This window comes from Nocardiopsis changdeensis, from assembly GCF_018316655.1.
GTDB lineage: Bacteria > Actinomycetota > Actinomycetes > Streptosporangiales > Streptosporangiaceae > Nocardiopsis > Nocardiopsis changdeensis.
In genome coordinates this window covers 435,197-455,393 of record NZ_CP074133.1, presented here as the reverse complement: position 1 = coordinate 455,393, position 20,197 = coordinate 435,197, and the positions used below count along the sequence as shown (strand labels likewise).

The window sequence follows — 20,197 nt, the reverse complement described above, 5'->3', positions numbered from 1 at the left end:
TTTCCTGCATGACCCCCGGCATATTCGCAGAGGCTTTGACCGCTGCTCGGGAAGCGGCGGGATTGACACAGACCCAGCTCGCGAGATCAGCTAATTTGTCGCTTTCCTCCCTGAATAGGTGGGAAAACTCGGGCTCGCTGCCCAAGCGGGAGAACGCCGAGGCACTCGACCGCATCCTGGGATGCGATGGCACCCTGCTGGCCAGGCACCAGGAGGCGAAGGACGGCTTCAGCATCCCGGTTTGGGCGAGGTCGTTGTCTCGCATCGAGCCGGAGGCACGCGCTGCCACGGTCATCTCCCCAGGCATGGTTCCCGGCTACCTCCAGTGCCCCTCGCTAGCGTCGTTACTGTTCCGCGCCGCACGCCCCTGGATGACCGAAGAGGAGGTAACGAGACTTACTGCACTTCGATGCGAACGACTGCACCAACTGCCGAAGCTTCGGGTGACGGCCGTCTTTCCTCTCTTTGTGTTGGACGCACTCCCCCAAGAGATTCAAGTCGAACAAGCAAAAGCCCTGCTTGACTGGATCGAGACGGGTCGAGTGATCGTGCACCTGGTGCCCCGCGGCTCCATCCTGCTCGTACCAGGTAGCGCCACAACGGTCTTCCATCTGGCCGGTGATGACGTGGCGGTCGTCGGGGACTGGTCACGCGGTACGGTGATCGCTGAGCGGAGTGATCATTCGGCGCTGCTCGGCATGGTCTCCTCGGCACTCGCCGCCGCTCTCCCCTCCCGGGAGACCACCGCAGCATTGAAGGAACTACTGTGAACGACTCTTGGTTCAAATCGACTTATTCGGGTGACTCCCCCAACTGCGCGGAGTGCCGGATGCAGTCGGACATGGTGGCTCTACGGGACACGAAGAATCGCGAAGCCGGACACCTCACCTTCCCCTCCTCGGAGTGGCTCGCGGCCCTCGCCGCTGAAAAGTAACCACCCCCACGCAAGGCCCCGGGCAACCACTCGGGGCCTTCGCCATGCGTGGACGGCCACTTGTGGGGGGATACTCCAGGCGACCCGCATACCCCCTCCCTCTGGAGCGTCGATGAAGTCCTCGACCAACTGGCACAAGAGCAGCTACAGCTCTACGGGATCGAACTGCGTGGAGGCCCGGGAGCACACCTGCGGTGCGGATGTCCGCGACACCCAGAACCGAGCCGCCGGACACCTCACCTTCCCCTCCTCGGAGTGGCTCGCGGCCCTCGCCGCTGAGAAGTAACCACCCCCGCACACCAGAAACCGCCCTCACCGAAGCACCACAGCGTGTCAGGTAGACGGTCGCCACACCTTTCCCTGCCGTACTCGTCGAAAGTCCGAGGCCTCTTGAGAGGTACACCGATGAACGAGATCTGGAAGAAGTCGCCGTACAGCCCGAACAGTGGGAACTGCGTCGAGTGCAGGTGGACCGCGGAGGCAGTTGAGGCACGCGACACCAAGAACCGCGAAGCCGGACAGCTCTCCTTCGGCCCCTCCGAGTGGCTCGCGGCCCTCGCCGCTGAGAAGTAACCACGCTCATACAAGGCCCCGGGCGACCGCCCGGGGCCTTTGCCAAGCGTGAATGGCCGCCTGCAAGGGAATACTCCAGGTGGCCCCACACCCCCCTTGGAGCGGCGATGAAGTCTTCGCCTGAGTGGCACAAGTCGAGTTACAGCGGAGCCTCCGCGAACTGCGTGGAGATCCGCGAGTCCTCCGAACGCATCGATGTCCGCGACACCCGGAACCGCGAAGCAGGCCACCTCACCTTCCCTTCCTCGGAGTGGCTCTCAGCCCTGGCAGCCGAGAGGTGACCACCCCCGCACAAGCCCCCCGGGCACCGACACGGGGCCTTCGTCATCCGTGGATGGCCGCCCAGGAGGGGATGCCCCGGACAGCCCGCATTTCCCACCCTCTGGAGCGGCAATGACCTTCTCGGCCGAGTGGCACAAGTCCTCGTACAGCAGCGGTAACAACGAATGTGTGGAGACAAGGGAACATGTAGCGGGTGCTGACATCCGCGACACCCGGAACCGGGACGCCGGACACCTCACCTTCCCCTCCTCCGAATGGGTCGCGACCCTCGCCGCTGAGAAGTAACCGCGCTCATGCAAGGCCCCGGGTGACCAGCGTCCGGGGCCTTTGCCAAGCGTGGATGGCTGCCTCCAAGGGAATACTTCAGGTGGCCCCCGCCCCCTCTCCTTGGAGTGGCGATGAAGTCTTCGCCCGAGTGGCACAAGTCGAGTTACAGCGGCTCGTCTTCGAACTGCGTGGAGACACGGGAACATGCAGCGGGCGCCGACGTCCGCGACACCCGGAACCGCGAAGCCGGGCAGCTCTCCTTCGGCCCATCCGAATGGCTCGCGGCCCTCGCCGCTGAGAGGTGACCACCTCCGCGCGCCGGGCAGATGGTCGCCCCGCCTTTCCACGCCGCACTCGTGGAAAGCCCGAAGCCTCCCGAGAGGTACACCGATGAACGAGACCTGGAAGAAGTCGGCGTACAGCCCCAACGGTTCCGACTGCGTCGAATGCCGCTACGGGGGCGGCGCAGCCGGGATGCGCGACACCAAGCACCGGGACGCCGGAGACCTCACCTTCGGACCCTCCGAGTGGGTCGCAGCCCTGGCTGCCCAGAAGTAGCCACCCCGCACAAGGCCCCGGACGGCCGTCCGGGGCCTTTGCCATGCGCACGCCTTCGCGAAACCACCCGGGACTTCACCACGACCACGCACATAAAGATCAAACCGGACTTATTTCGCCTATCCCCAAAAAAGCCCTTCCCGCTCCACCCACAACCCCCTGACCTGCACCAACACCAAAGCGCACAACTTCTTCGGCAATCCGTCCGAAAAATGTGCACGCAGCCCTCAGGTTGCCCTATTCTGGCCCCACAACCGAAAAACTCGTGACCCCGCGACGCTTGTCCAGCGCCCGGGGTCGTGGCCAGCAATTCACTTCCTCAACACCAAGGATTGCCAGCGTGAGCCAGTTTAGTGCCGCGCTCTTCCGGGCTGCCCTCGGGCTCCTGCGAGCGCTGTTCACCTCTCCCTACGGCCGCCACCACCGGCGCCGCTCCTCCCGGGTCCGCCGCTACGCCGCGAACCCCGGCCCCGCCGTCCGCCCCCGGTCGTCCGCCGCACCGCGCCTGGCCGAGCCGCGCGAGACCTTCCCCGCCGACGACCTCCCCCTCGTCAGGCCCTACTACACCGCCCACGAACAGGCCCGTGCCCGCTCCCGCGCCCACTCCCGCGCCCAGGCCGAAGCAACCGCCCGGCTGGAGCGGTGGACCGCACCCCGCATCCCCGCCCCCAGGATCGGGGAGGGCGACCTGCTCGCCCCCACCCCGCCCCCGGTCACGTTCGACGACCTCGCCGACGCGGTACGGCGCTGGCAGGCCCGGCAGACCCAGCAGGCCCGTCAGGCTCATCAAACCCTTCCGCCCCGGCAGGACCGCAGGAGCACCGCGGGGGTGGGCGCATGACCCCGGCACGGCTGTGGACCCACCGCCTCTACCCCGGCGACCTCGCCCGGCTCTCCCAGGTCCGCCGCGACCTGCGGGCCGACCTGTCCGGGTTCGACCCCGACACGGCCGACACGCTCGTCCTGTGCGGCAGCGAGCTCTTCGCCAACTGCGTCAAGTACACCGCCTCCGGCCGGGACGGCGGAGTGATCCGGACCCTGTGGTCCGCGGACGACCGCTCGCTGACCCTGGGCTTCACCGACGACGGGCTCGGCGGCGGCGTCCCCGTCATCCCCCGGGCGCGCACGTCCGACGAGTGGGACCGGGCCGAGGGCCAGCGCGGCCTCCTCATGGTCGAGGAGTTGTCCACAGCCTGGGGATACTCGCCGGTCTGCCCGTTCGGCGACCTCGGCACCCACACCTGGGCCACCTTCACCCTCGCACGGTGACCCCACGCTCGGGCTCCCCGCACGCCGGGGAGCCCGGTGCCGCCGGGCCGCCCCGACCGGCGGTGCTCACCGGCCCTTCCGGCCCGGCCCGCCCTTCCCGCCTTTCCCGCCCGGCCCGCTCTTCCCGCCCTCCGCAGACCCCGGCCTCCACAGGTCCGGGTTCCGCCAGGCGAAGCGCCCCAGGAAGGCCAGACCCATGAACACCATGAGCCCGAAGTACCCGGTGAGGGCCAGCCGCAGCCTCCCGCCCTCCGGGTCCCCGGCCAGGTCCGGGGACACCGCCCGCCCCGGCTCGGCGGGGTCGTAGGCGACCGTGACCCGCTCCCCCGCCTCGGGCTCCGGCTGGAGCACGCCGGCCACCGCGGAGGTGTACCGCGCACCGTCGACCGTGTAGACGACCTCCACGGTGACCTTCGGTCCGCCCATCCCCGGCTGCCCGGACCCGGCCTCCGTCCGGACCCGCACCACCTCCGCCTCCGCCCGGCCGGAGTAGTCGGGATGGGCGCCCGTGTCCGGTGTGTTCACCCACACCGCCAGGGCGACCGCCAAGGCGGCCGCCACCAGCACGGGCACGATCGCGAGCAGCCGGTCGCGCGTGCGGAACTCTCGTCCGGGGGGTTCGAGGGGTTCGGGAGGCATGACCTCCGCCGTGCCCCCGCACTCCGGGCCGAAACCCGTGGCACCGCGCGAACGCGGTCAGAAGGCCAGGACCTCCCCGTCCTCGGGCACCAGGACCCTGTCGGCGATCCCGTGTGCGGCCACCAGGGACCGCACCTCGGCCCGGGTGACCGGGCAGTGGTTCAGCGCCTCCAGGTGCACGGCCACGATCCGCGCCCGCGGGGCCAGCCGGTGGACCTCCACCACGTCCCGGGCGCCCATGATGAGCGGGCCGACGGAGCCGATCCACCCCTCCCCGGTGTTGAGCACCACGATGTCGGGGTCGTGCCGCTCCAGGGCCGCGGGAACGTCGTCGGTGAGGACCGTGTCCCCCGCGAAGTACACCACCGGCTCCCCCGGGTGGCTCACCACGACGCCCATGACCTGGCCGAGTTCCTCCCCGATGGCCTCCATGGCCTCCTCCGAACCGTGCCTGCCGCCGGTGCGGGTGAAGACGGTGCCGTCGACCGTGACCGGCTCGTCGAGGACCCGCACGTCGGTGAAGCCCTCCTTCGCGACGGCCCCTGCGTCCGCGGCGTGCTGGACCAGGACGGGGACGCCGCGCGGCAGCAGTGCGGCGGCCGCGGCGTCCCAATGGTCGGAATGGGTGTGGGTGACCACCACGACGTCCGGGGACAGCAGGTCGGCCAGGGGCACGACCAGGTCCACGAGCGGGTTGCGCTCGGTGCCGCCCTTGCTGTTGGGCACCCCGTCCCTGGACCCCCGGGCGCCCAGCATCGGGTCGACCAGGACGGTCTTCCCGCCCACCCGGAGTACGGCCGTGGCGTTGCGGACGTGGGTCATCTCCATCGCTTCACGTTCCCTCTCCCGAACACGGGGCTGCTCTTCCGGGTCTTTCGGGGCTTCCGTTCCGTGCCTTCCGTTCCGTGGCCCGCGCGCGGAAGCCAGGGCAGGGCCACGGGAAGGACTTCGTGTCACCGCGAGGCCGGTCCGGCCGGCGTTCGCATACGGTGCCGCCGCTGCCGCCCGCGCCCGGCGCCGGGGAGCCCCCGGCCCCAAGGGCACCCAGCCCGACTCCGGGCCCGGGCCCGGATCGGAGCCCGGTGAGCCCACGCCCGTCCCGGCGGTCAGCCGCAGTTGGTGCCGTTGCGGACGATCCAGTCGTCGCCGATCCGGCCGCCCCAGTCCACGCACTGGCCCGCGGCCGAGAGGTACACCGGGCCCGCGTACTCGGTGAAGTCGCCCGGGTCGGTCTGCCAGGAGGTGCCGCCGCTCTGCTTGAGCGCCGCGTCCATGGCGACCCGGGAGCCCGGGGAGGAGCGGACCACCACCACGCAGTTCTTGCCGTTGGACCCGTTGTAGGTGAGGAACACCGTCCCGCCCGGGATCGCCGCCTCGTTGACCTTGCCGTACCCGCTGCCGCACTGGCCGCCGTAGGCGACCGCGCCGACCGGGGCCGGACCGGCGACGGTGACGACCAGGGCCAGCCCCAGCACGGCCGCGACGCGGCCGGTGATCTTCTTCATCGTTCCTCGCTCGTTCGCCCGGGTCACCACGGTGGGGTCCCGGTGCCGCTGGTCCGGTGCTGCTCGACCAGGCGTGTGATGGTGACGGTGCCGTCGGCCGCCGTCGTGTAGGTGACCTCGGCCCTGACGGTCCGGCCGCCCTGGTTGGCGTAGCCGGTGAGCGCGGACGGGCTGGAGGGCACCGACCCCGCGCTGCCGTTGCCGACGCTCCCACCCTGGCTCTGGCAGAAGCTCCAGGCGCACACCACGTCGGCGCCGTCGAGCCGGGCGTACACGGCCGCCCCGCCGTCCGGCTGGAACGCGACGACGTGCTCCCCGGAGGGGCGCGCGCCCGCGGCCGCCACCCCGGCGCCGACCAGCCCGGTGGACGTGGCGGAGGTGCCGCCACCCTCCTCCTCTTCCCCGCCGCCGTCCCCTGCTCCGGCCTCCTCGGACGGGGACTCGGACGGCTCCCCGGACGGGGACTCGGAGGGCTTCGGCTCGTTCCCGGCCCCCGGACGGCGGTCGCCGCCCGTGCCCGCCTCCTCGGCCGGGACGTCGTCGGCGACGACCTGCGTGTCCCAACTCCGGGCCAGCACCACCCCGCCGAAGGTCGCGCCGGCGAGCAGCAGCAGGGCGCCCACCACCGCACCGGCGACCGCGAGCCCGCGCTTGGCGCGCCCGCCGCCCGGCCTCGGGGCGATGGCGAACACCTGCTCCGGGGCGGCCGGCACCCCCTGCCAGTTCTCGTCGACGACGGTGGCCATCGCGCCGTCCACCGCCTCGGGCGTCCCCGCCGGGGGCCGGCCCCGGCCCGGACCGCTGAGGGCGAACACCGCCTCCACCAGGCGCATCGCGTCGGGCCGCCGCCCCGCCTCCTTGGCCAGGGCCCAGCGGGCGAGGTCGGCCAGCGGCCCGGTGAACCCGTCCATGTCGGGCTCGCCGCTGATCACCCGGTGGGCCACCACCGCGGGGTCGCCGGTCCCGAACGGTTGCCGCCCGGTGGCGGCGAAGGCCATCAGCGCACCCCAGGCGAAGACGTCGTCGGCGGTGCTGGCGGGCCTGCCCCGGTAGTGGTCCGGGCTGATCCACCCCGGCGAGCCCACGATGGACCCGGTCCGGGTGAGCGCCGTCTGGTCCACGGCACGGGCCACCCCGAAGTCCAGCACGCGCGGGCCCTCCGGGGAGAGCACGACATTGGCGGGCTTGAGGTCGCGGTGGGCGATGCCCACCGCGTGGATGCGCACCAGGGCCTCGGCGACACCCGCCGCCAAGCCCAGCAGCAGCCGCTCCGGCAGGGGGCCGTGTTCGCGCACGTAGTCGCCGAGGGTCAGGCCCCGCACCAGGGGGGTGACCAGCCAGGGGCGTTCGGCCGCGGTGTCGGCGGCCAGCAGCGGCACCGCGCAGGCGCCGCCGACCCGGTGCAGCAGCTCGACCTCGCGGGCGAACCTGGCGCGGAAGTCGGGGTCGGCGGAGTACTCGGGATGGATGAGCTTGACCGCGACCAGGCCGCCCGAGGCGTCGTGGGCCGCGTAGACCACCCCCATGCCGCCGGCGCCCAGCCTCTTGAGGGGCCGGTAGGGGCCGATCCGCTCGGGGTCGGCGGGGGTCAGGTCGGTCGCGGTCGCGGGGAGCGAGGCGACGTTCTGTGCAGAGCGCATGGGATCCACGGGTGAAGGGAGAGTGGGGACACGTCCCACACGGGCACCAGGAGGCTCAGGGGTACCGGGGGGACATGTGACCACCGCATCTTAACCACCGGGTCCGACCCGGACCGTGACGAGTGCGGACGGAACGAACGGATCCCGCCTCGGTGACCGAAATCGGTCACCGAGGCGGGATCCGGGTCGGGGCCCGGGGGACGCCGGTCAGGGGCAGGGGCGCGCCGGTCAGGGGGCGGAGGCCTCTTGCAGGAGGGCTTGCGGCCCTTCTCCGCGCCGCCGCCCGGTCCCCTCGTCGCCGTCCGCGCGGCCGGGTCCGGGGGCACCACCGGTCAAGGGGCGGAGACCGCCTTCAGGAAGCCCCACGGCCCTTCTTCGCGCCGCCGTCCGATCTCCTCGCCACCGCCCGCGCGGCCGGGTCCAGCCCGAAGCGGGTGGACGCCTCATGCCCCTTGGCCCTCTGCTCGACCGCCTCCGCTATGGAGAGCTTCTTGCCGGTCCTCGGCTCGAAGGCGGTCGTGGGGTTGTCCCCCAGGTCGCCCGCCCCACCGCCGGCGTTCCCGCCGCTGCTCTTACCTTGTGCCATCCCGCACTTCCTTCCTGATGGTCCTCCGTGCCGTGGCCCGGACGTCAGGCGGGCACCGTGCGCTCCAGGGGGAAGGGAACGGGCCCAGCGCACGGAAACCAGATCCGGATGTCTGAATCCACAGGCTTTTCCGGCCTTTTCCGCACCCTTCCCCGGTGCTAGCATCCGAGCTTCGCACATGCCACCGTGCCCCGCAGCACGCCGGTGGCGTCGAAACGCTCGGCCACCCTGCACCCGTTGGGCCGGAACCGCCCGGAGGACGTTCCGGGCGCCCACAAGAACGAAGGTGAGCGAAGCATGGCCGGAAAGTGGAAAGCGATCAAGCAGGAACTCAAGAGGAACCAGGACTCGCAGAAGCCGACCAGTCTGGGTGAGGCGGTGAGTCAGGCGAGCAAGAGCACCCAGTCGACCAGCCTGCTCTCGTCCGCCCGCGCGGCGCAGAGGAGCCAGCGGGAAGGCCGGCTGTTCAACCGGAAGGGCAAGAGCGCCTGACCGGTGCGGGGCCGGTGACCGGTCCGCGCTTCCCCGCTCAGCGGGTGTGTACTAGGCTCACCGCAGCGTTGCCGGGCACCGTGCCCCGCCCCGGAACCACCTCCCCTCCCCGCCCGCGCAGCGGTCGGCCCGCGCAGGCGTCGCCCCGGGCCGCCCGGGTCCCGACCCGCATCCCCCTCCGCGCGCCGCCGGTCGGAGGGGACCGCCGCCGTCCAGGAGGGACCCCATGCTCGGTCAGGGCCGCCGCCGTGTGCCGCCACCCCCGGTTCCCGGGATGCGCTCCCTGACCACCATCCGCCTCGGCGACGCCTCGCTGCTCTGGCAGGCCGAGCCCGAGTCGGGCGAGCCGCCCTTCGCGGTGAAGCTGCTGCGCCCGTCGCCCGACACCGGGCGGCCGGACGAGGTGGGCCTGTGGGAGGAGTTCTCCGCCACCGAAGGCGTGCAGCCGCTGCTGTTCTCCGGCGTCACCGACGAGGGCCGCCCCTACGCGGTGACGGAGCTGCGCCCGGAGGGCGACTACGGCCAGGCGCTGGCGCGCGGCGAGCAGCTCTCCGTGGACGAGGTCGTGGCCGCGGGCGAGGCCGTGGCGGGGGCGCTGGCCGCGATGCACGCCGCCGGGTTCCTGCACCACGCGGTGCGCCCGGACCACATCCTGCACGGCGAACCGGGTCCCGCCCTCGTGGACTTCGGCTCGGCGCTGCCCCTGGACCACCCGTTCCCGCCGGTGTACTACACGCGCCGGGACCTGCACCACACGCCGCCCGAGGAGCTGCGCGGGGAGGCGCCCTCGCCGGCGTCCGACGTGTTCCGGCTGGCCTCGACCCTGTGGACGCTCCTGGACGGGCGGCCCCCGTTCGACCCTGACGCGGACGGGGAGGAGCCCCTGTCGGAGTACCGGGACCGGATCCTGTCCGCCGCCGCCGTCGGGGACATACGGCGGGAGGACGTCCCGGAGTGGCTGCGGGCGGTCCTGCGCCGGGCGCTGGACCCGGACCCCGCGCTGCGGACGGCGACCGCCGAGGAGTTCGCGGCCGCGCTGGCCGCGCGCCAGGCCCCGCTAGGCGGGGAGGCGCCGGAGTCCGCGGACGGCGAAGGCCACCCGGAGGGGGCCGGAGGGGCCGCTGTCCCGGAAAGCGAAGGGGCACAGGAGGCCGAAGAGGCGCAGGAGGTGCAGGAGCCCCGCGCGGCGACGCCCGACGCTGACGACGGTTACCCCGAGGAGGCCGAAGGGGCGCAGGGGACCGAAGAGGCGCAAGAGGCCCGCGCGGCAGCGCCCGATACCGACAACGGCTACCCCGACGAGGTCGGAGGGGCCACCGACCCCGAAGCCGAAGGGGCGCAGGGGGCCGAAGAGGCACAGGAGGCACCAGAGCCCCGCGCGGCGACGCTCGGCGCCGCCGACGGGTACCCCGACGAGGCGGAAACCGCGCCCCTGGCCGCGGCCACCCGGACGGAAGCACCCGCCCGGGCAGAGTCCGATTCCGACCCCGACGACGGATACCCCGACGAGACGGAAACCGCGCCCCTGGCCGCGGAGGAACGCGCCTGGTGGGAGGAGGACGAGAAACCGCAGCCCCTGTCGTCCCCCGCCGCCCGAGCGGACGCAGCCTCCCGGACAGACTCCGGTCCCGACCCCGACGATGACGGCTACCCGGACGACGGGTACCCCGACGACGACACGAGCACGGGGGCCGGAGTCCCCGGAACCCTCCGCGCGCGGCGGGCCGCCGTCCTTCCGGAAGCCGATGGACCCGGCTCCGCAGACCAGGAGGAGACGGAACCGCTCGGCGCCCTCGGCACCGCGAGTGGTCCCGCGCGGCCCGACTCCGGCACGTCGGCGACGGGCACCCCCCGGCCGCCCGCGCCGCCCCGTCCCCCGGCCGCCACCGGGCCTTCGACGGCCCCCACCGCGGCGTACAGCGCGCCCGCGCCGAGCACCGGCACGAAGGCGGACGCCCCCGCGTCGACCACTCCCCTCAGCCCTTCGACGGCCCCCGCGGCGGCGCACACCGCGCCCGCGCCGAGAGTCCGGCCGTCCGTGTCCACTCCGGCCGCCCCCGCTCCCACCGCCCCTCTGTCCGGCTCCCCCGCGCCGACGCGGCGCGACCCGGGGCCGGCCCCGGCGCCGCCGTTCCGGCCGTCGCCGGCTCCCCGGCCCGCCGCACCCCCCGCGCCCGCCTTCGGCACCGGCGGCCCGGACCGCTTCGCGCCGCCGTACCCCGACCTGGCTCCGGAACCGCCGCGGGAACGCCGGTTCGGCGCCCTCGTCGGACCGGTACTCGTCGGCCTGCTGGCCGTCGTGGTGGTGGCGGCGGGCATCACCGTGCTGGTGCGGGGCATGGGCGGGGACGACTCTCCGTCCGCCTCCCCGGAGGCGGGGGCGGAGTCCTCCGGCGGCCCGGAGCCCGGGGCCTCGGCGCCCCCGGCCGACGACCCCGCCGTGGCGCTGGCCCCCGCGGACGTGGCGCTCACCGACGACCTCGTGGCCGTGTCGCTGACCTGGACGGACAACACCGGCGGCGAGAGCGCGCACGTGATAGTCGGTGGCCCCGCCGACACCCGGGGGACGTCGATGGCCCGCACCGAGGCGGGCGAGTCCTCGGTGGAGATCTCCGGTCTCAACCCGGAGGTGGAGTACTGCTTCCAGGTGGTCGCCGTCCACTCGACCGAGGTCCTGGCCCCCTCCGAGGAGGTCTGCACCGACCGCGCCGACACCGGCTGACCCCGACCGGTGAATCACCGGCACGTCGATTCACCTTTCCACGAAAGGGACCCGGTACCGGAAATGCGGCGGCAGGGTCGGCATTCCTCGCACCCGAGCAACGTGGTATACATCCTCTGTTGCGAAAGATGCCCCGGTTCACACGATCCGGCGACACGAAGCGACGATCGGCCGGAGGAGAACGGGGGAAGCGGATGGGCACGTCCCTGCTCGGTGGATTACCGACCTGGTTGCAGTTGCTCATGATGTCCTACACGATCATCTCGGGCATGTCCCTCATGGTCATTTTCACGATCCGCTCGGCTGTCGAGGGAAGGACCGACAAGAGCAAGAACCTCCTGCTCAACGGCCCCACCAAAAAGGACGTGGAAAAGAACAAGAAGTTCCCGGGGACCGACACCAGGATCACCTCCATGGGCATCGTTCCGAAGAAGGAGCTGGACGAGCTCCAACGCACGGAACAGAAGATGAAGAGCGAACTGCGCCCCATGGAGGAGGAGACCCGGCTGATGAAGGTGCACGCCACCAAGACAGCCAGCCAGAGCACCCTCCTGGAAGGCATCCAGAAGAGGTTCGACGGGGCCGCGAAGGACGGCGACGCCCTGGTCAAGGCGGTGGACACCGAGGCCGCCACGGCCGCGACGGCCGAGCGCACCGGCCTGGTCGTCGTCCGCGGCAACAACCAGGGGGCCGCCCTGCGCTCGGCCCGCCAGAACCACCTCCCCAACGAACCGGGGAGAAGCCGCGGCGCGAGGCCGTCCCCGTGACCGCCCGCCGAGCACACCCGTCGCGGAAGGAGTGATCCCCTTGCCCGACGAGCGGATCCTCGTCCTGGCCGCCGCCACCCTCCTCGTCCTCGCCGTCCAGGGGGTCCTGCACTTCTCCCTGGTACGGAGCCGGGTCCACCTCCCCGAGGGGACCCGGCTGCGGGACCTGCCGAACCCGGCCGACGGCCGGCGGCTCGTCGCCGAGTACGAATCCCGCCTCCTGGAGCGGCGCTCCGCCGACCCGTCCCCCGACCCCGGACCCCGCACGCCGCCCTCGCCGTCCCGGCCGCCCTCCCCGACCGCCCGCGCGTGGGCGGGTTCCTGGCCCTGGGCGGCGCTGATCCTGCTGATCGGTGTCTGCACCCTCGCCGGGTGGTAGAAGAAGAGGTCGAACATTGAGCTTCGTGGTCACCGGGCTTGTGACGACGGCCTTCCTCGTCCTGATGACGAGTATCTCCGTCCAGCTCCGGAACACCCTGAAGACCGCGAGGACGACGCGCCAGTCGAACTACCTCGCGGCCCTCAACAGCCCCACCGAGAAAAACAAGGCCCTGGACCGGATCGACGACCTGAAGCGCAAGCCGGAGGAGCTCGCCGCCGAACAGCTCGAACTGCTGGACAAGCAGGTCATCGCCGTCAACACGATCCTCCAGCGGGCCGACGAGGTCCAGCGGGTCGTCGAGAAGAAGAACCAGACCGTCGGGACCCTGGAGCGCGCGGGCGCCCTCGACATCGTCTTCAGCCTGACCGACGCGGGCCTGCGATCCGACGTCAGCACCGGCGGCGCCCTCCAGGCCGCCGTGGACGAGCGCAACCGCAAGAAGGAGGCGGGGCAGGACACCGCGCTGGACGACCTCGCCCTCCGGGAGCACGGGCGCGCCGGTCTGATCTCCGAGCTCTACGAGGCCAGGGCGGACGCCCCCCTCTCCGCCGAGGACAAGAAGCGGCTGGACCGGTACGTTCGGGAGCAGAACCACCTCAACTCCACGGTCAACGACCTCCTCCGGGACGCCCTGGAGAACCGTCCGGCGAGCATCGCCCGGGCAGGGGCCCGCCACGGCCTCACCGATCCGAACAGGCGGGGCGTCGCCCCTCCCCAGTACTTCGGCCCCCACTCCCGGCTCGGCCCGGCCCAGGGCATCATGGCGGCCATCCAGAACGGCCCCTCCCGGCCCGCGACCGACCCCGCCAACATCCCCCGGCTGCCCGTGACGAACACGACCGTCAGGAACACCGGACGGGGCCCCTCCTCCGGCCGGTCGTCCACCCCGTAGAGAGACGCACACCATGGTTCTACTTCTCTGCGTGCTCGCCGGGGCCTTCGTCTTCACCAAGTCCATGCGTCGGATCGTGGACCACGGGCTGGACGTCCCGGCGGCGCTGACCGCCCAGGAGGCCGAACGCGCCCGCACGGAGGTGTCCCTGGCCGCGCTGGCCCGGGTCGACGCCCTGCTGGACGAGGCCGACCGGGCCTCGGCGGCGGGGGACGCCGACGCGGCCGAAACCACGGCCGAACGTGCCGACCGGGAGCTGGCCGCCTACCCGGCCGAGGCCGACCGGGCCGCCGAGGCGGCCGAGGCCGACCTGCCGCGCAGGCGGGCGGCCGCCGGGGCCGCCCGCGTGGCGGACCTCGTCCTGGCCGCCGCCGGTGCGGCCCTGGTGGTCGTCGGCGGGGTCCTGGGTTTCGCGCTCATCCTCGGCTAGGAGCGGCGCACCCCCGGCCCGTCACCACTCGTCCTCGAACCAGCCCTCGGGGGCGGGGTCGGCGGGCAGGGGCCGGGGCTCCTGGTGGCGGCGCGAGGTGCACTCGCGGAACGGCCCGTTGTCCCCGAGCAGGATGCCCATCTGGAAGTCCAGGTGGTCCCGGTACCAGATGGCCATGCCGGTGCCCGCCTCCCAGCGCAGCACCTCCCAGGCGTGCCACAGCGCCTGGAAGCGCGACACCGCCTCGGCGTGGCGCCACCACTCCTTGCACCACCGGAACTGACCGCCCTCGGGGCGGACGTAGACCGGCAGGAAGCGCAGCCGCACGAACTCCTCGACGTTCCGGAACACCGGCTCCGGGGCCGGGTCGCCCTCCTCCCCGTCCCCGGGGACGTCCACGCCGCCGAGGGCCTCGGAGACGTCGGGGGTCTCGTCCTTCAGCGTCCCCCCGGCCCCGGGGAGCAGGGCCCCGTCCGGCCGTTCTTCCTGTTCGGTGTCCATCGGTGTCCTGTCTCTCCTTGTCGTGGTCGTGTGCCGGGCCGCGGCCCCCGGCCCTGGGCCCGGGGGCGTCCGCGGGCGGGGCCGCCCCGTCAGCGGCCGGCGGCCGACCGCCGGGTCAGGGTGCTCAGCTCGTTGCGCTGGCGCCGGTGGACGACGGTCGCCCGCCGGACCGCCGCGTTCGCCTGCACCCGGGTGCGCGGCAGCCCGACGCCGTCGCGGCGGACTGCGTCGGTCCGGCCCGCCCGGTAGGCGGCCCGCTGCTCGCGGGCCTGCTGTACGCGCTGCCGGTTCCGGTCGCGGCGCTCGTCGAGGTTCCCCTGCTGTGCGCGGTCCAGGCGGGTGGCGGGGGTCCGGGCGACCGCGCGGCCGTTGGCCTCCACCGCGCGCTCCGCCTGCCCCCGGTTCTTCGGCAGGCGCGCGTCGGCCAGCTCCGGGCGCCGGTCGGGGGCGTCGGCCCCGGCTCCGGCGCGCAGGCGGGCGGCGTCCCCGTTCCCCGCCGCCACCACTGCCCCGCGGCCCTGGCGCGCCTCGTTGACCGGGAAGTCCCTGCCCCGGTCCAGCGCGTAGAGGACGGCGTCCCCCTGGGGGAAGCCGCTGCCGGTCCCCGCGCGGGTGCGCTCCTCGGCGAGCGCCAGGCCTTCGCGGTAACGGGCGTCGAACCCGGGCAGGCTCCGCCGGGCGTTGTCGATGAGCGCGGGCACGGAGCCCGCGGGGGCCCTCCCGTCGAGGGCGGCGGTGATGACCGACTCGGCGGCGTCGCGCCGCCAGTTCGGGTCGGTGCGGGCGTCCTTGAACCGGGGGACGGCCCTGACCAGCCACTCCTCCATCGGTACGGGGCGTTCGTCCGCCGACCACACCGCGCCGGCCACGGCCGTGTTCTTGTCGAGCCGGGCGGAGTGCGGGTCGCCCGCGAAGGCGCGGTCCTGGACGAGGCCGCGTTCGACGGACGCCGCGAGCTGGGGGTGCCGCTCGGCCAGGGCCTCCAGGACCCGGGCCTCGGCCTGCCGGGCCTGCGGCCCGGTGGCCTCGGCCGCGCTGAGGTAGAGCGCGCCGAGGTCGCGCGGGCGCAGCCTGCCCAGGTCGGAGCCGTCGAGGGCGCGCCGCCAGGACTGCTCGGGCGGCGTACCGGGGTCGATCCCCTTCTCCTGGAGGGCGGCGTGCGCGGTCCTCTCCAGGTTCCCGCTCACCAGGTCCCGCTCCAGGGCCTTGGCCATCGTCGCGAAGTCGAGCCGGTCGCGGGCCTCGCGGACCTGCCGGGTGTCCGCCCCGGGCAGCGCGGCCGCAGCGGCGGCGGGGTCGGCGCCCCGGGCCAGGTGGAGGGCGGCCTGCACGAGGGCCGGGGAGCCCGCCACGTGGGTCTCGGGGAAGAACGCCTCGCCGCTGCTCTGGAGCCGGCGCCTGCGCAGGTGGCCGTGGAGGGAGGCCATGGCGAGCCAGCCGGAGTTGGTCATGCCGCCGCGCGCGATCGGTGCCCGCATGGCGGCGGCCAGGAGGGCGTCGGCCGTGTCGAGCCGTCCCCCGCCGGAGTCCGACCCCCCGCTCTCGCGGGGGCCGGTCGGCTGTTCCCGGGTGCGGCGCCGGGAACGCGCCTCCTCGTCGTCCCAGCGGCCGACGCCGCCGTTCCGTTCGCTCATCCCCTGCCTCCCGGACGCCGTCGTCCCCGTCGCGGAACCATCACACTCCACGCCCCCTTCGGTCGGACCCCTGGTCGTGTGCCCGCGATGCGGAACGGCGCGGCCGGGAGACCTTCCCACCGGAGGCGCGCGCGACCGCCCCGCGGAGCCCCGTCGCGGCATTCGGCCGACGCCGGCCGGGCTCCACGGCCTCCGGCACCGACACGGGGAGGGGAACGGTGAGGTCCGCCGGCAGGAGACCCGCCCGCAGCTCCGCCCTGGCGAGCCGGCTCTCGAACCCGGCGAGGCTCGCCCGCTCCCGCCTGCGGTCCTCCCGCAGAAGCGAGCGCAGTTCACCGAGGGGCATGCGGGTGCCCAGCAGGCCCTGGAGCGCTTCCTTCCTCCGGCCGAGTTCCGCCAGGCGGTCCGCTCTGGCCGCCTTGACCTCCGGCCGGGCGACGGCCGCGTCCGCTTCGGCCTTGGCGGCCGCCTCGGCGGACGCGGCCCCGACCCGGCGCACCTCGGCGGCGCTGTCGGTGCGGGCGCGGTCGACGAGGGCGCTCCCCTGGGCGGAGGCGAGGCCGATACCCCGCTCCCCTTCCTCCCCGGCGGCCCGCACGTGCCCGGCGGCCTCGGCGGGGGCGAGGGTGAGCGCCCTGTTCTCCGCGTCGCGGACCAGTGCCCTGCCGGTGCCCTCCGCGCGCTCCACGAGCCCCTCGGCCTCGGACCGCGCGTGCCGGACCGCTTCCGCTCCGCGCGCCCGCGCGGCACGGACCCGGGCCTCGCCGTCCCGGCGGACGCGGTCCACGTGCTCATCGATCCTGATGCTGCTGCCCACGCCCGCTATGTACGCCTGTGTCCGGGACTCCTCGACCTCCTTGAGCCGTCTCCCGATCCACAGGTCCCGCACGGGGCGGCCCTCGGCGTCCCGGCCGCCACCGGCGCCCGGCGGGAGCCCGCGCGGGGGACGCGCCCGCTCCGCGGAACCCCGCTTCAGAAGCGGTCCTGCTTCGCCGTCTGCCATGGCCTGGTCCTTCCGTGGGGGTGGGTTCGGGCGGGCGCCGCCGTGCTCCGGCCCGCGCCGGCCGGCGGTGCGTGCGGAGGTTCACGAGCCGCCCGCCCTTCTCCTGGGGGCGGGGACCCGCACCGGGGCGCGGCGCGGCGCGGGCACCGCCCTCCCCCGGTTGCGTCCGACCGCCCCGCCGAGCCTCAGGCCGGGGCCGCGTCCGGCCGCGCCGCCGAGCCGCAGCCCGGGGATGCGCGGGCGGGGCGCCGGGGTCGCGGTCGGCGAACCGGCCGGCGCGGGGCGCACGGGCGCCGGAGCGGGCCCCAGGCTCTGCTCCGCCGCCGCGATCCGGTTCCGGAACCCGCGGGTCGACTCCCGCCCCTGGCGGTGGTCCGCGCGCAGGCGGGCGTGCAGGGCGCGCGGGGCCAGGCGCTGCCCGCGCAGGTCCCGCACCTCGGAGGCCCTGCGGTCGAGGTCCGCCAGGCGCTCCGTGCGCGCGGCGTCGATCTCCCGCAGGGCCGCACCCGCACGGGTCACGGCCTGTCGGTTGTCCCGGTCGCGGTCGGCCCGGGCCCGGACCACCTCGGCGTCGGCGGAAGCGCGGACGCGGTCCACGACGGCGTCGCCGCGCTGCCGTGCCCGGTCGACGCGCCGGTCGCGGGCCTGCTCGGCGGCGCGCACGCGCGCGTCGGCCTGCGCCGGGGAGGTTGCGCGCCTCCCAGCGCGCACGCCGGACGCCGGCCTCGCCGGTCCGGCGCGCCTGGTCGGTGAGCCGGCCGGCCCGCTCCCGGGCCTCCCCGACCCGGGCGGCCCGGCGCCGCACGGCCTCCCGGACCCGGGCGTCGCCGTTCTCCCGGACGGCGGCCACGCGGTCCTCGACACGCCCCAGGGCCTGTTCGGCCTCCCGGTCCGTCCTCTTCCTCGCGCGTTCGATGCTCGCGAGCCGGGCCCTGATCCGCCAGCGCCGCACCGGGCGGCCCCGCCGGAGCGACCAGCGCAGCACGAGGAAGGAGACCCGGAAGGCGAACCGCGAGAGCCGGAACACCGCCTCGGCCAGGGCCCTGAGCACGGCCCCCAGCAGTTGGAGGATCCAGCCCGCGAGCCTGTTCAGGCCCTTGAGCGCGGCGGCGGTCTCCGGGGCGATCTGCCCGCCGCCGTCAGGGAGCCCCGGCCCCCCCGGGACGCCCCCGGAGGAGCGGGGGGTCAGTCCGGCGGCCTCCTGGGCCAGGGAGGAACCGCTGCGCTCCCGGTCGCGGGAGCGCGTGTGCTCGGGCGGCTGCGCCGCGTCGGCTCCGGCCATGTCCTACTCCTTCTCCGCGACGGCCGCACCGCTGCGGCGGCCGCCGTAGCGCTTGCGGGCCCCGCTGGTGATGAGCGCCTCGGCGGCCTTGATCTCGGCGGAGATCAGGGGGGCGCGGCGGTCCCGGTACCACGGGAGCATCCGCAGGATGGTGGGCTTGGCGGCGGTGGCGAAGAGCAGGCAGTCGCCCTTGTCGATCCGGCGGATGTCCGAGCCCTGGAGGATCTCCTGCCGCCGCAGCTGCACCGAGTGGTTGCCCTTGCCCTCGCCATAGCTGAAGGACGTGGTGGACACGTCGTGCTGGCCGACGAGCTTGGAGAGGGCGTCCACGATCTTGTGGTCGTCGAGTCCGGCGCCGAACACCTTGACCGTGGCGGCGGACCACATCGCCTCCATGCCGTTCTCCGTCCACACCCGCACGCCCTGGCGGTGGCTCTGGAGGATGGTGACCGGCACGATGCCCCGCGACCCCAGGTGGGAGTACATGTCGGGCAGGTCGGCGATCTTGCAGATGTTCGCGGCCTCGTCCAGGACCGCCACCAGCGGCGGGTCCAGGCGGCCGCCCTGCGCCTCGGAGGCCTGCTCGCCGGCGAGGAAGATCGCGTCCGTGAGCGCGGCGATGAGCGGCGCGGACGCCGCCCGGGACTTGCTGAGCAGGTGCAGGGTCTGGCGGGTGGTGACGAAGGAGCGCGGCTGGAACTCGGGGAAGGGGTCGCCCTCCTGGGGCGTCACCCACCGCATGATCTCGGGGTCGTCCAGGCAGCGGGCGGCGGTGCGCGCCGTGGTGTAGATGCCGTCGCGGGTCTCCGCGACGATGTTCTGCGTCTCGCGCAGGGCCTCGGCGTAGGCGGTGAACCCGTGCTCGAACAGGATGTCCACCGGCTGGGGCAGCTTGGTGTCGTGGAGCCACTCGCCGACCTCCCGCAGCGACCGGCCGTCCAGGGCGGCGGCCAGGATGAGCTGGGAGAGCAGGGCGCGGGCGGCGGGCCCCCACATGTCCTTCTTGGAGTCGTCGTCGATGGTGAGGACGAAGTGCCCGGCGAGCCGGTAGGCGTCCTCGACGCCGCGCACCTCCGCCAGCGGGTCCCACCAGAACTCCTGCTCCTGGTGGGTGATGTGCTGGGGGTCGAACAGCCACACGCGCTCGCCGGTGGTCCGCTGCCGGATGGCCGCCGTCGCCGACCAGACGTCGGCCTTGTTGCTGGTGGCCAGCGCCGCGCCGGGCGCGTCCAGGACGTAGGGGATGGCCATCGCGGTGGTCTTGCCCGCCCGGGGCGCCATGAAGGCGAGGACGGTGTCCTCCCACGAGGCGAACAGGCGCTTGCCGACCCGGTCCCCTCCCATGCGGACGTCCCCGAGGGCCAGGCCCACGTCGGCGTCCCCGAGCGACCGCCCCCGGGACCCGGCCAGGGAGCGCCGCCGCAGGCGGACGGCCTTGTCGGCGGCCTCGGGTCGGGCCAGCTCCGAGACGGTGTCGTTGTCCTTGTTCAGGGCGCCGACCGCGTCCGGCTGCCCGTACAGGGCGTCGCGCAGGCGGGCCAGGGCCCACCACACCGCCGCGACGGACGCGGCGGCCAGGAGGGTGAACACCACGAGGACCGGGACCGTGGGCACGCCCGGCCACACCGCCGCGGTGTCCCGCATCAGGAGGGAGTAGGCCCACAGGGGGCCGAAGGGGGTCACCGTCCCGCCCAGCACCGCCGCCACGAGGCGGGCGGAGAGCCAGAACAGGAAGAACAGGCCGACCACGCCCCAGAGCGCGAGCAGGACCAGCAGGGGCGGCGCGCCCGCCGCGGCCACCCCGCCCTTCACCTGGTACTTCGGACGTTCACGGGCCAC

General features: G+C 73.9%; 26 protein-coding genes. 16 read left to right on the top strand and 10 right to left on the bottom strand.

Translation table 11 applies throughout. The features are described from left to right. Positions 1–8 precede the first annotated feature (8 nt). From KGD84_RS02260 to KGD84_RS02215, 10 genes are all read left to right on the top strand, one after another. Positions 9–770, top strand: a complete 762-nt coding sequence (locus tag KGD84_RS02260) for a helix-turn-helix domain-containing protein (protein ID WP_220564469.1) — start codon at positions 9–11, stop codon at positions 768–770. Beyond that, positions 767–934: a DUF397 domain-containing protein gene (locus tag KGD84_RS02255; protein WP_220564468.1), complete on the top strand. Its 168-nt coding sequence runs from the start codon at positions 767–769 to the stop codon at positions 932–934. The genes KGD84_RS02260 and KGD84_RS02255 overlap by 4 nt, the downstream gene beginning before the upstream one ends. 112 nt (positions 935–1,046) lie before the next feature. Further along, positions 1,047–1,220, top strand: coding sequence for a DUF397 domain-containing protein (locus tag KGD84_RS02250; RefSeq protein ID WP_220564467.1), 174 nt, complete (start codon positions 1,047–1,049; stop codon positions 1,218–1,220). A 119-nt stretch (positions 1,221–1,339) separates the two neighbouring features. Beyond that, positions 1,340–1,507, top strand: a complete 168-nt coding sequence (locus KGD84_RS02245) for a DUF397 domain-containing protein (protein WP_220564466.1) — start codon at positions 1,340–1,342, stop codon at positions 1,505–1,507. A gap of 107 nt (positions 1,508–1,614) precedes the next feature. Beyond that, positions 1,615–1,788, top strand: coding sequence for a DUF397 domain-containing protein (locus KGD84_RS02240; protein ID WP_220564465.1), 174 nt, complete (start codon positions 1,615–1,617; stop codon positions 1,786–1,788). 112 nt (positions 1,789–1,900) lie between these two features. Continuing rightward, positions 1,901–2,074, top strand: a complete 174-nt coding sequence (locus KGD84_RS02235; RefSeq protein WP_220564464.1) for a DUF397 domain-containing protein — start codon at positions 1,901–1,903, stop codon at positions 2,072–2,074. Positions 2,075–2,187: 113 nt separating this feature from the next. Continuing rightward, the gene (locus KGD84_RS02230) at positions 2,188–2,361 is read left to right on the top strand and encodes a DUF397 domain-containing protein (protein WP_220564463.1); all 174 of its coding nucleotides are present in this window, start codon (positions 2,188–2,190) and stop codon (positions 2,359–2,361) included. An 85-nt stretch (positions 2,362–2,446) separates the two neighbouring features. After that, positions 2,447–2,614 (top strand): DUF397 domain-containing protein, encoded by a 168-nt coding sequence (locus KGD84_RS02225; RefSeq protein ID WP_220564462.1) that lies wholly within the window; start codon positions 2,447–2,449, stop codon positions 2,612–2,614. A 340-nt stretch (positions 2,615–2,954) separates the two neighbouring features. Beyond that, a complete protein-coding gene (locus tag KGD84_RS02220; protein WP_220564461.1) occupies positions 2,955–3,455 on the top strand; it encodes a hypothetical protein in 501 nt (166 codons plus the stop codon). After that, positions 3,452–3,883: an ATP-binding protein gene (locus KGD84_RS02215; RefSeq protein WP_220564460.1), complete on the top strand. Its 432-nt coding sequence runs from the start codon at positions 3,452–3,454 to the stop codon at positions 3,881–3,883. The genes KGD84_RS02220 and KGD84_RS02215 overlap by 4 nt, the downstream gene beginning before the upstream one ends. 66 nt (positions 3,884–3,949) lie before the next feature. Here the strand turns inward: KGD84_RS02215 and KGD84_RS02210 are convergent, their stop codons facing one another. The 5 genes from KGD84_RS02210 to KGD84_RS02190 form a co-directional block, all read right to left on the bottom strand. Then, positions 3,950–4,522 carry a DUF3592 domain-containing protein gene (locus KGD84_RS02210; RefSeq protein WP_220564459.1) on the bottom strand — a complete coding sequence of 191 codons (573 nt, stop codon included), beginning with the start codon at positions 4,520–4,522 and terminating at the stop codon, positions 3,950–3,952. 57 nt (positions 4,523–4,579) lie between these two features. Continuing rightward, positions 4,580–5,350 carry an MBL fold metallo-hydrolase gene (locus KGD84_RS02205; protein WP_220564458.1) on the bottom strand — a complete coding sequence of 257 codons (771 nt, stop codon included), beginning with the start codon at positions 5,348–5,350 and terminating at the stop codon, positions 4,580–4,582. A 278-nt stretch (positions 5,351–5,628) separates the two neighbouring features. Then, complete coding sequence (locus tag KGD84_RS02200) at positions 5,629–6,027, bottom strand: spore-associated protein A (RefSeq protein ID WP_220564457.1); 399 nt, start codon at positions 6,025–6,027, stop codon at positions 5,629–5,631. Positions 6,028–6,050: 23 nt separating this feature from the next. Further along, positions 6,051–7,667 (bottom strand): serine/threonine-protein kinase, encoded by a 1,617-nt coding sequence (locus KGD84_RS02195; protein WP_220564456.1) that lies wholly within the window; start codon positions 7,665–7,667, stop codon positions 6,051–6,053. Between the two features lie 352 nt (positions 7,668–8,019). After that, the gene (locus KGD84_RS02190; RefSeq protein WP_220564455.1) at positions 8,020–8,253 is read right to left on the bottom strand and encodes a hypothetical protein; all 234 of its coding nucleotides are present in this window, start codon (positions 8,251–8,253) and stop codon (positions 8,020–8,022) included. 186 nt (positions 8,254–8,439) lie between these two features. Here KGD84_RS02190 and KGD84_RS02185 point away from each other — a divergent pair, with 186 nt between their 5' ends. The 6 genes from KGD84_RS02185 (at position 8,440) to KGD84_RS02160 (ending at position 13,938) form a co-directional block, all read left to right on the top strand. Then, positions 8,440–8,745, top strand: a complete 306-nt coding sequence (locus KGD84_RS02185; protein WP_220564454.1) for a hypothetical protein — start codon at positions 8,440–8,442, stop codon at positions 8,743–8,745. Positions 8,746–8,971: 226 nt separating this feature from the next. After that, on the top strand, positions 8,972–11,467 hold the full coding sequence (locus tag KGD84_RS02180) for a protein kinase domain-containing protein (protein WP_220564453.1): 2,496 nt from the start codon (positions 8,972–8,974) through the stop codon (positions 11,465–11,467). 194 nt (positions 11,468–11,661) lie between these two features. Beyond that, complete coding sequence (locus KGD84_RS02175; protein WP_220564452.1) at positions 11,662–12,234, top strand: hypothetical protein; 573 nt, start codon at positions 11,662–11,664, stop codon at positions 12,232–12,234. A 40-nt stretch (positions 12,235–12,274) separates the two neighbouring features. After that, positions 12,275–12,613: a hypothetical protein gene (locus KGD84_RS02170; protein WP_220564451.1), complete on the top strand. Its 339-nt coding sequence runs from the start codon at positions 12,275–12,277 to the stop codon at positions 12,611–12,613. A gap of 64 nt (positions 12,614–12,677) precedes the next feature. Further along, complete coding sequence (locus KGD84_RS02165; RefSeq protein WP_220564450.1) at positions 12,678–13,508, top strand: hypothetical protein; 831 nt, start codon at positions 12,678–12,680, stop codon at positions 13,506–13,508. A gap of 13 nt (positions 13,509–13,521) precedes the next feature. Further along, on the top strand, positions 13,522–13,938 hold the full coding sequence (locus tag KGD84_RS02160) for a hypothetical protein (protein WP_220564449.1): 417 nt from the start codon (positions 13,522–13,524) through the stop codon (positions 13,936–13,938). 21 nt (positions 13,939–13,959) lie between these two features. On the opposite strand, the gene KGD84_RS02155 is transcribed toward KGD84_RS02160, so the two are convergent. From KGD84_RS02155 to KGD84_RS02135, 5 genes are all read right to left on the bottom strand, one after another. Then, positions 13,960–14,439, bottom strand: coding sequence for a DUF4913 domain-containing protein (locus KGD84_RS02155; protein WP_220564448.1), 480 nt, complete (start codon positions 14,437–14,439; stop codon positions 13,960–13,962). Between the two features lie 89 nt (positions 14,440–14,528). Continuing rightward, on the bottom strand, positions 14,529–16,073 hold the full coding sequence (locus KGD84_RS02150; RefSeq protein ID WP_220564447.1) for a hypothetical protein: 1,545 nt from the start codon (positions 16,071–16,073) through the stop codon (positions 14,529–14,531). 40 nt (positions 16,074–16,113) lie between these two features. Next, on the bottom strand, positions 16,114–17,076 hold the full coding sequence (locus KGD84_RS02145) for a hypothetical protein (RefSeq protein WP_220564446.1): 963 nt from the start codon (positions 17,074–17,076) through the stop codon (positions 16,114–16,116). 81 nt (positions 17,077–17,157) lie between these two features. Then, entirely contained in the window at positions 17,158–17,787 is a 630-nt protein-coding gene (locus KGD84_RS02140; RefSeq protein ID WP_260697180.1) for a hypothetical protein, read from the bottom strand. Between the two features lie 574 nt (positions 17,788–18,361). Beyond that, entirely contained in the window at positions 18,362–20,197 is a 1,836-nt protein-coding gene (locus tag KGD84_RS02135; protein WP_220564444.1) for a type IV secretory system conjugative DNA transfer family protein, read from the bottom strand.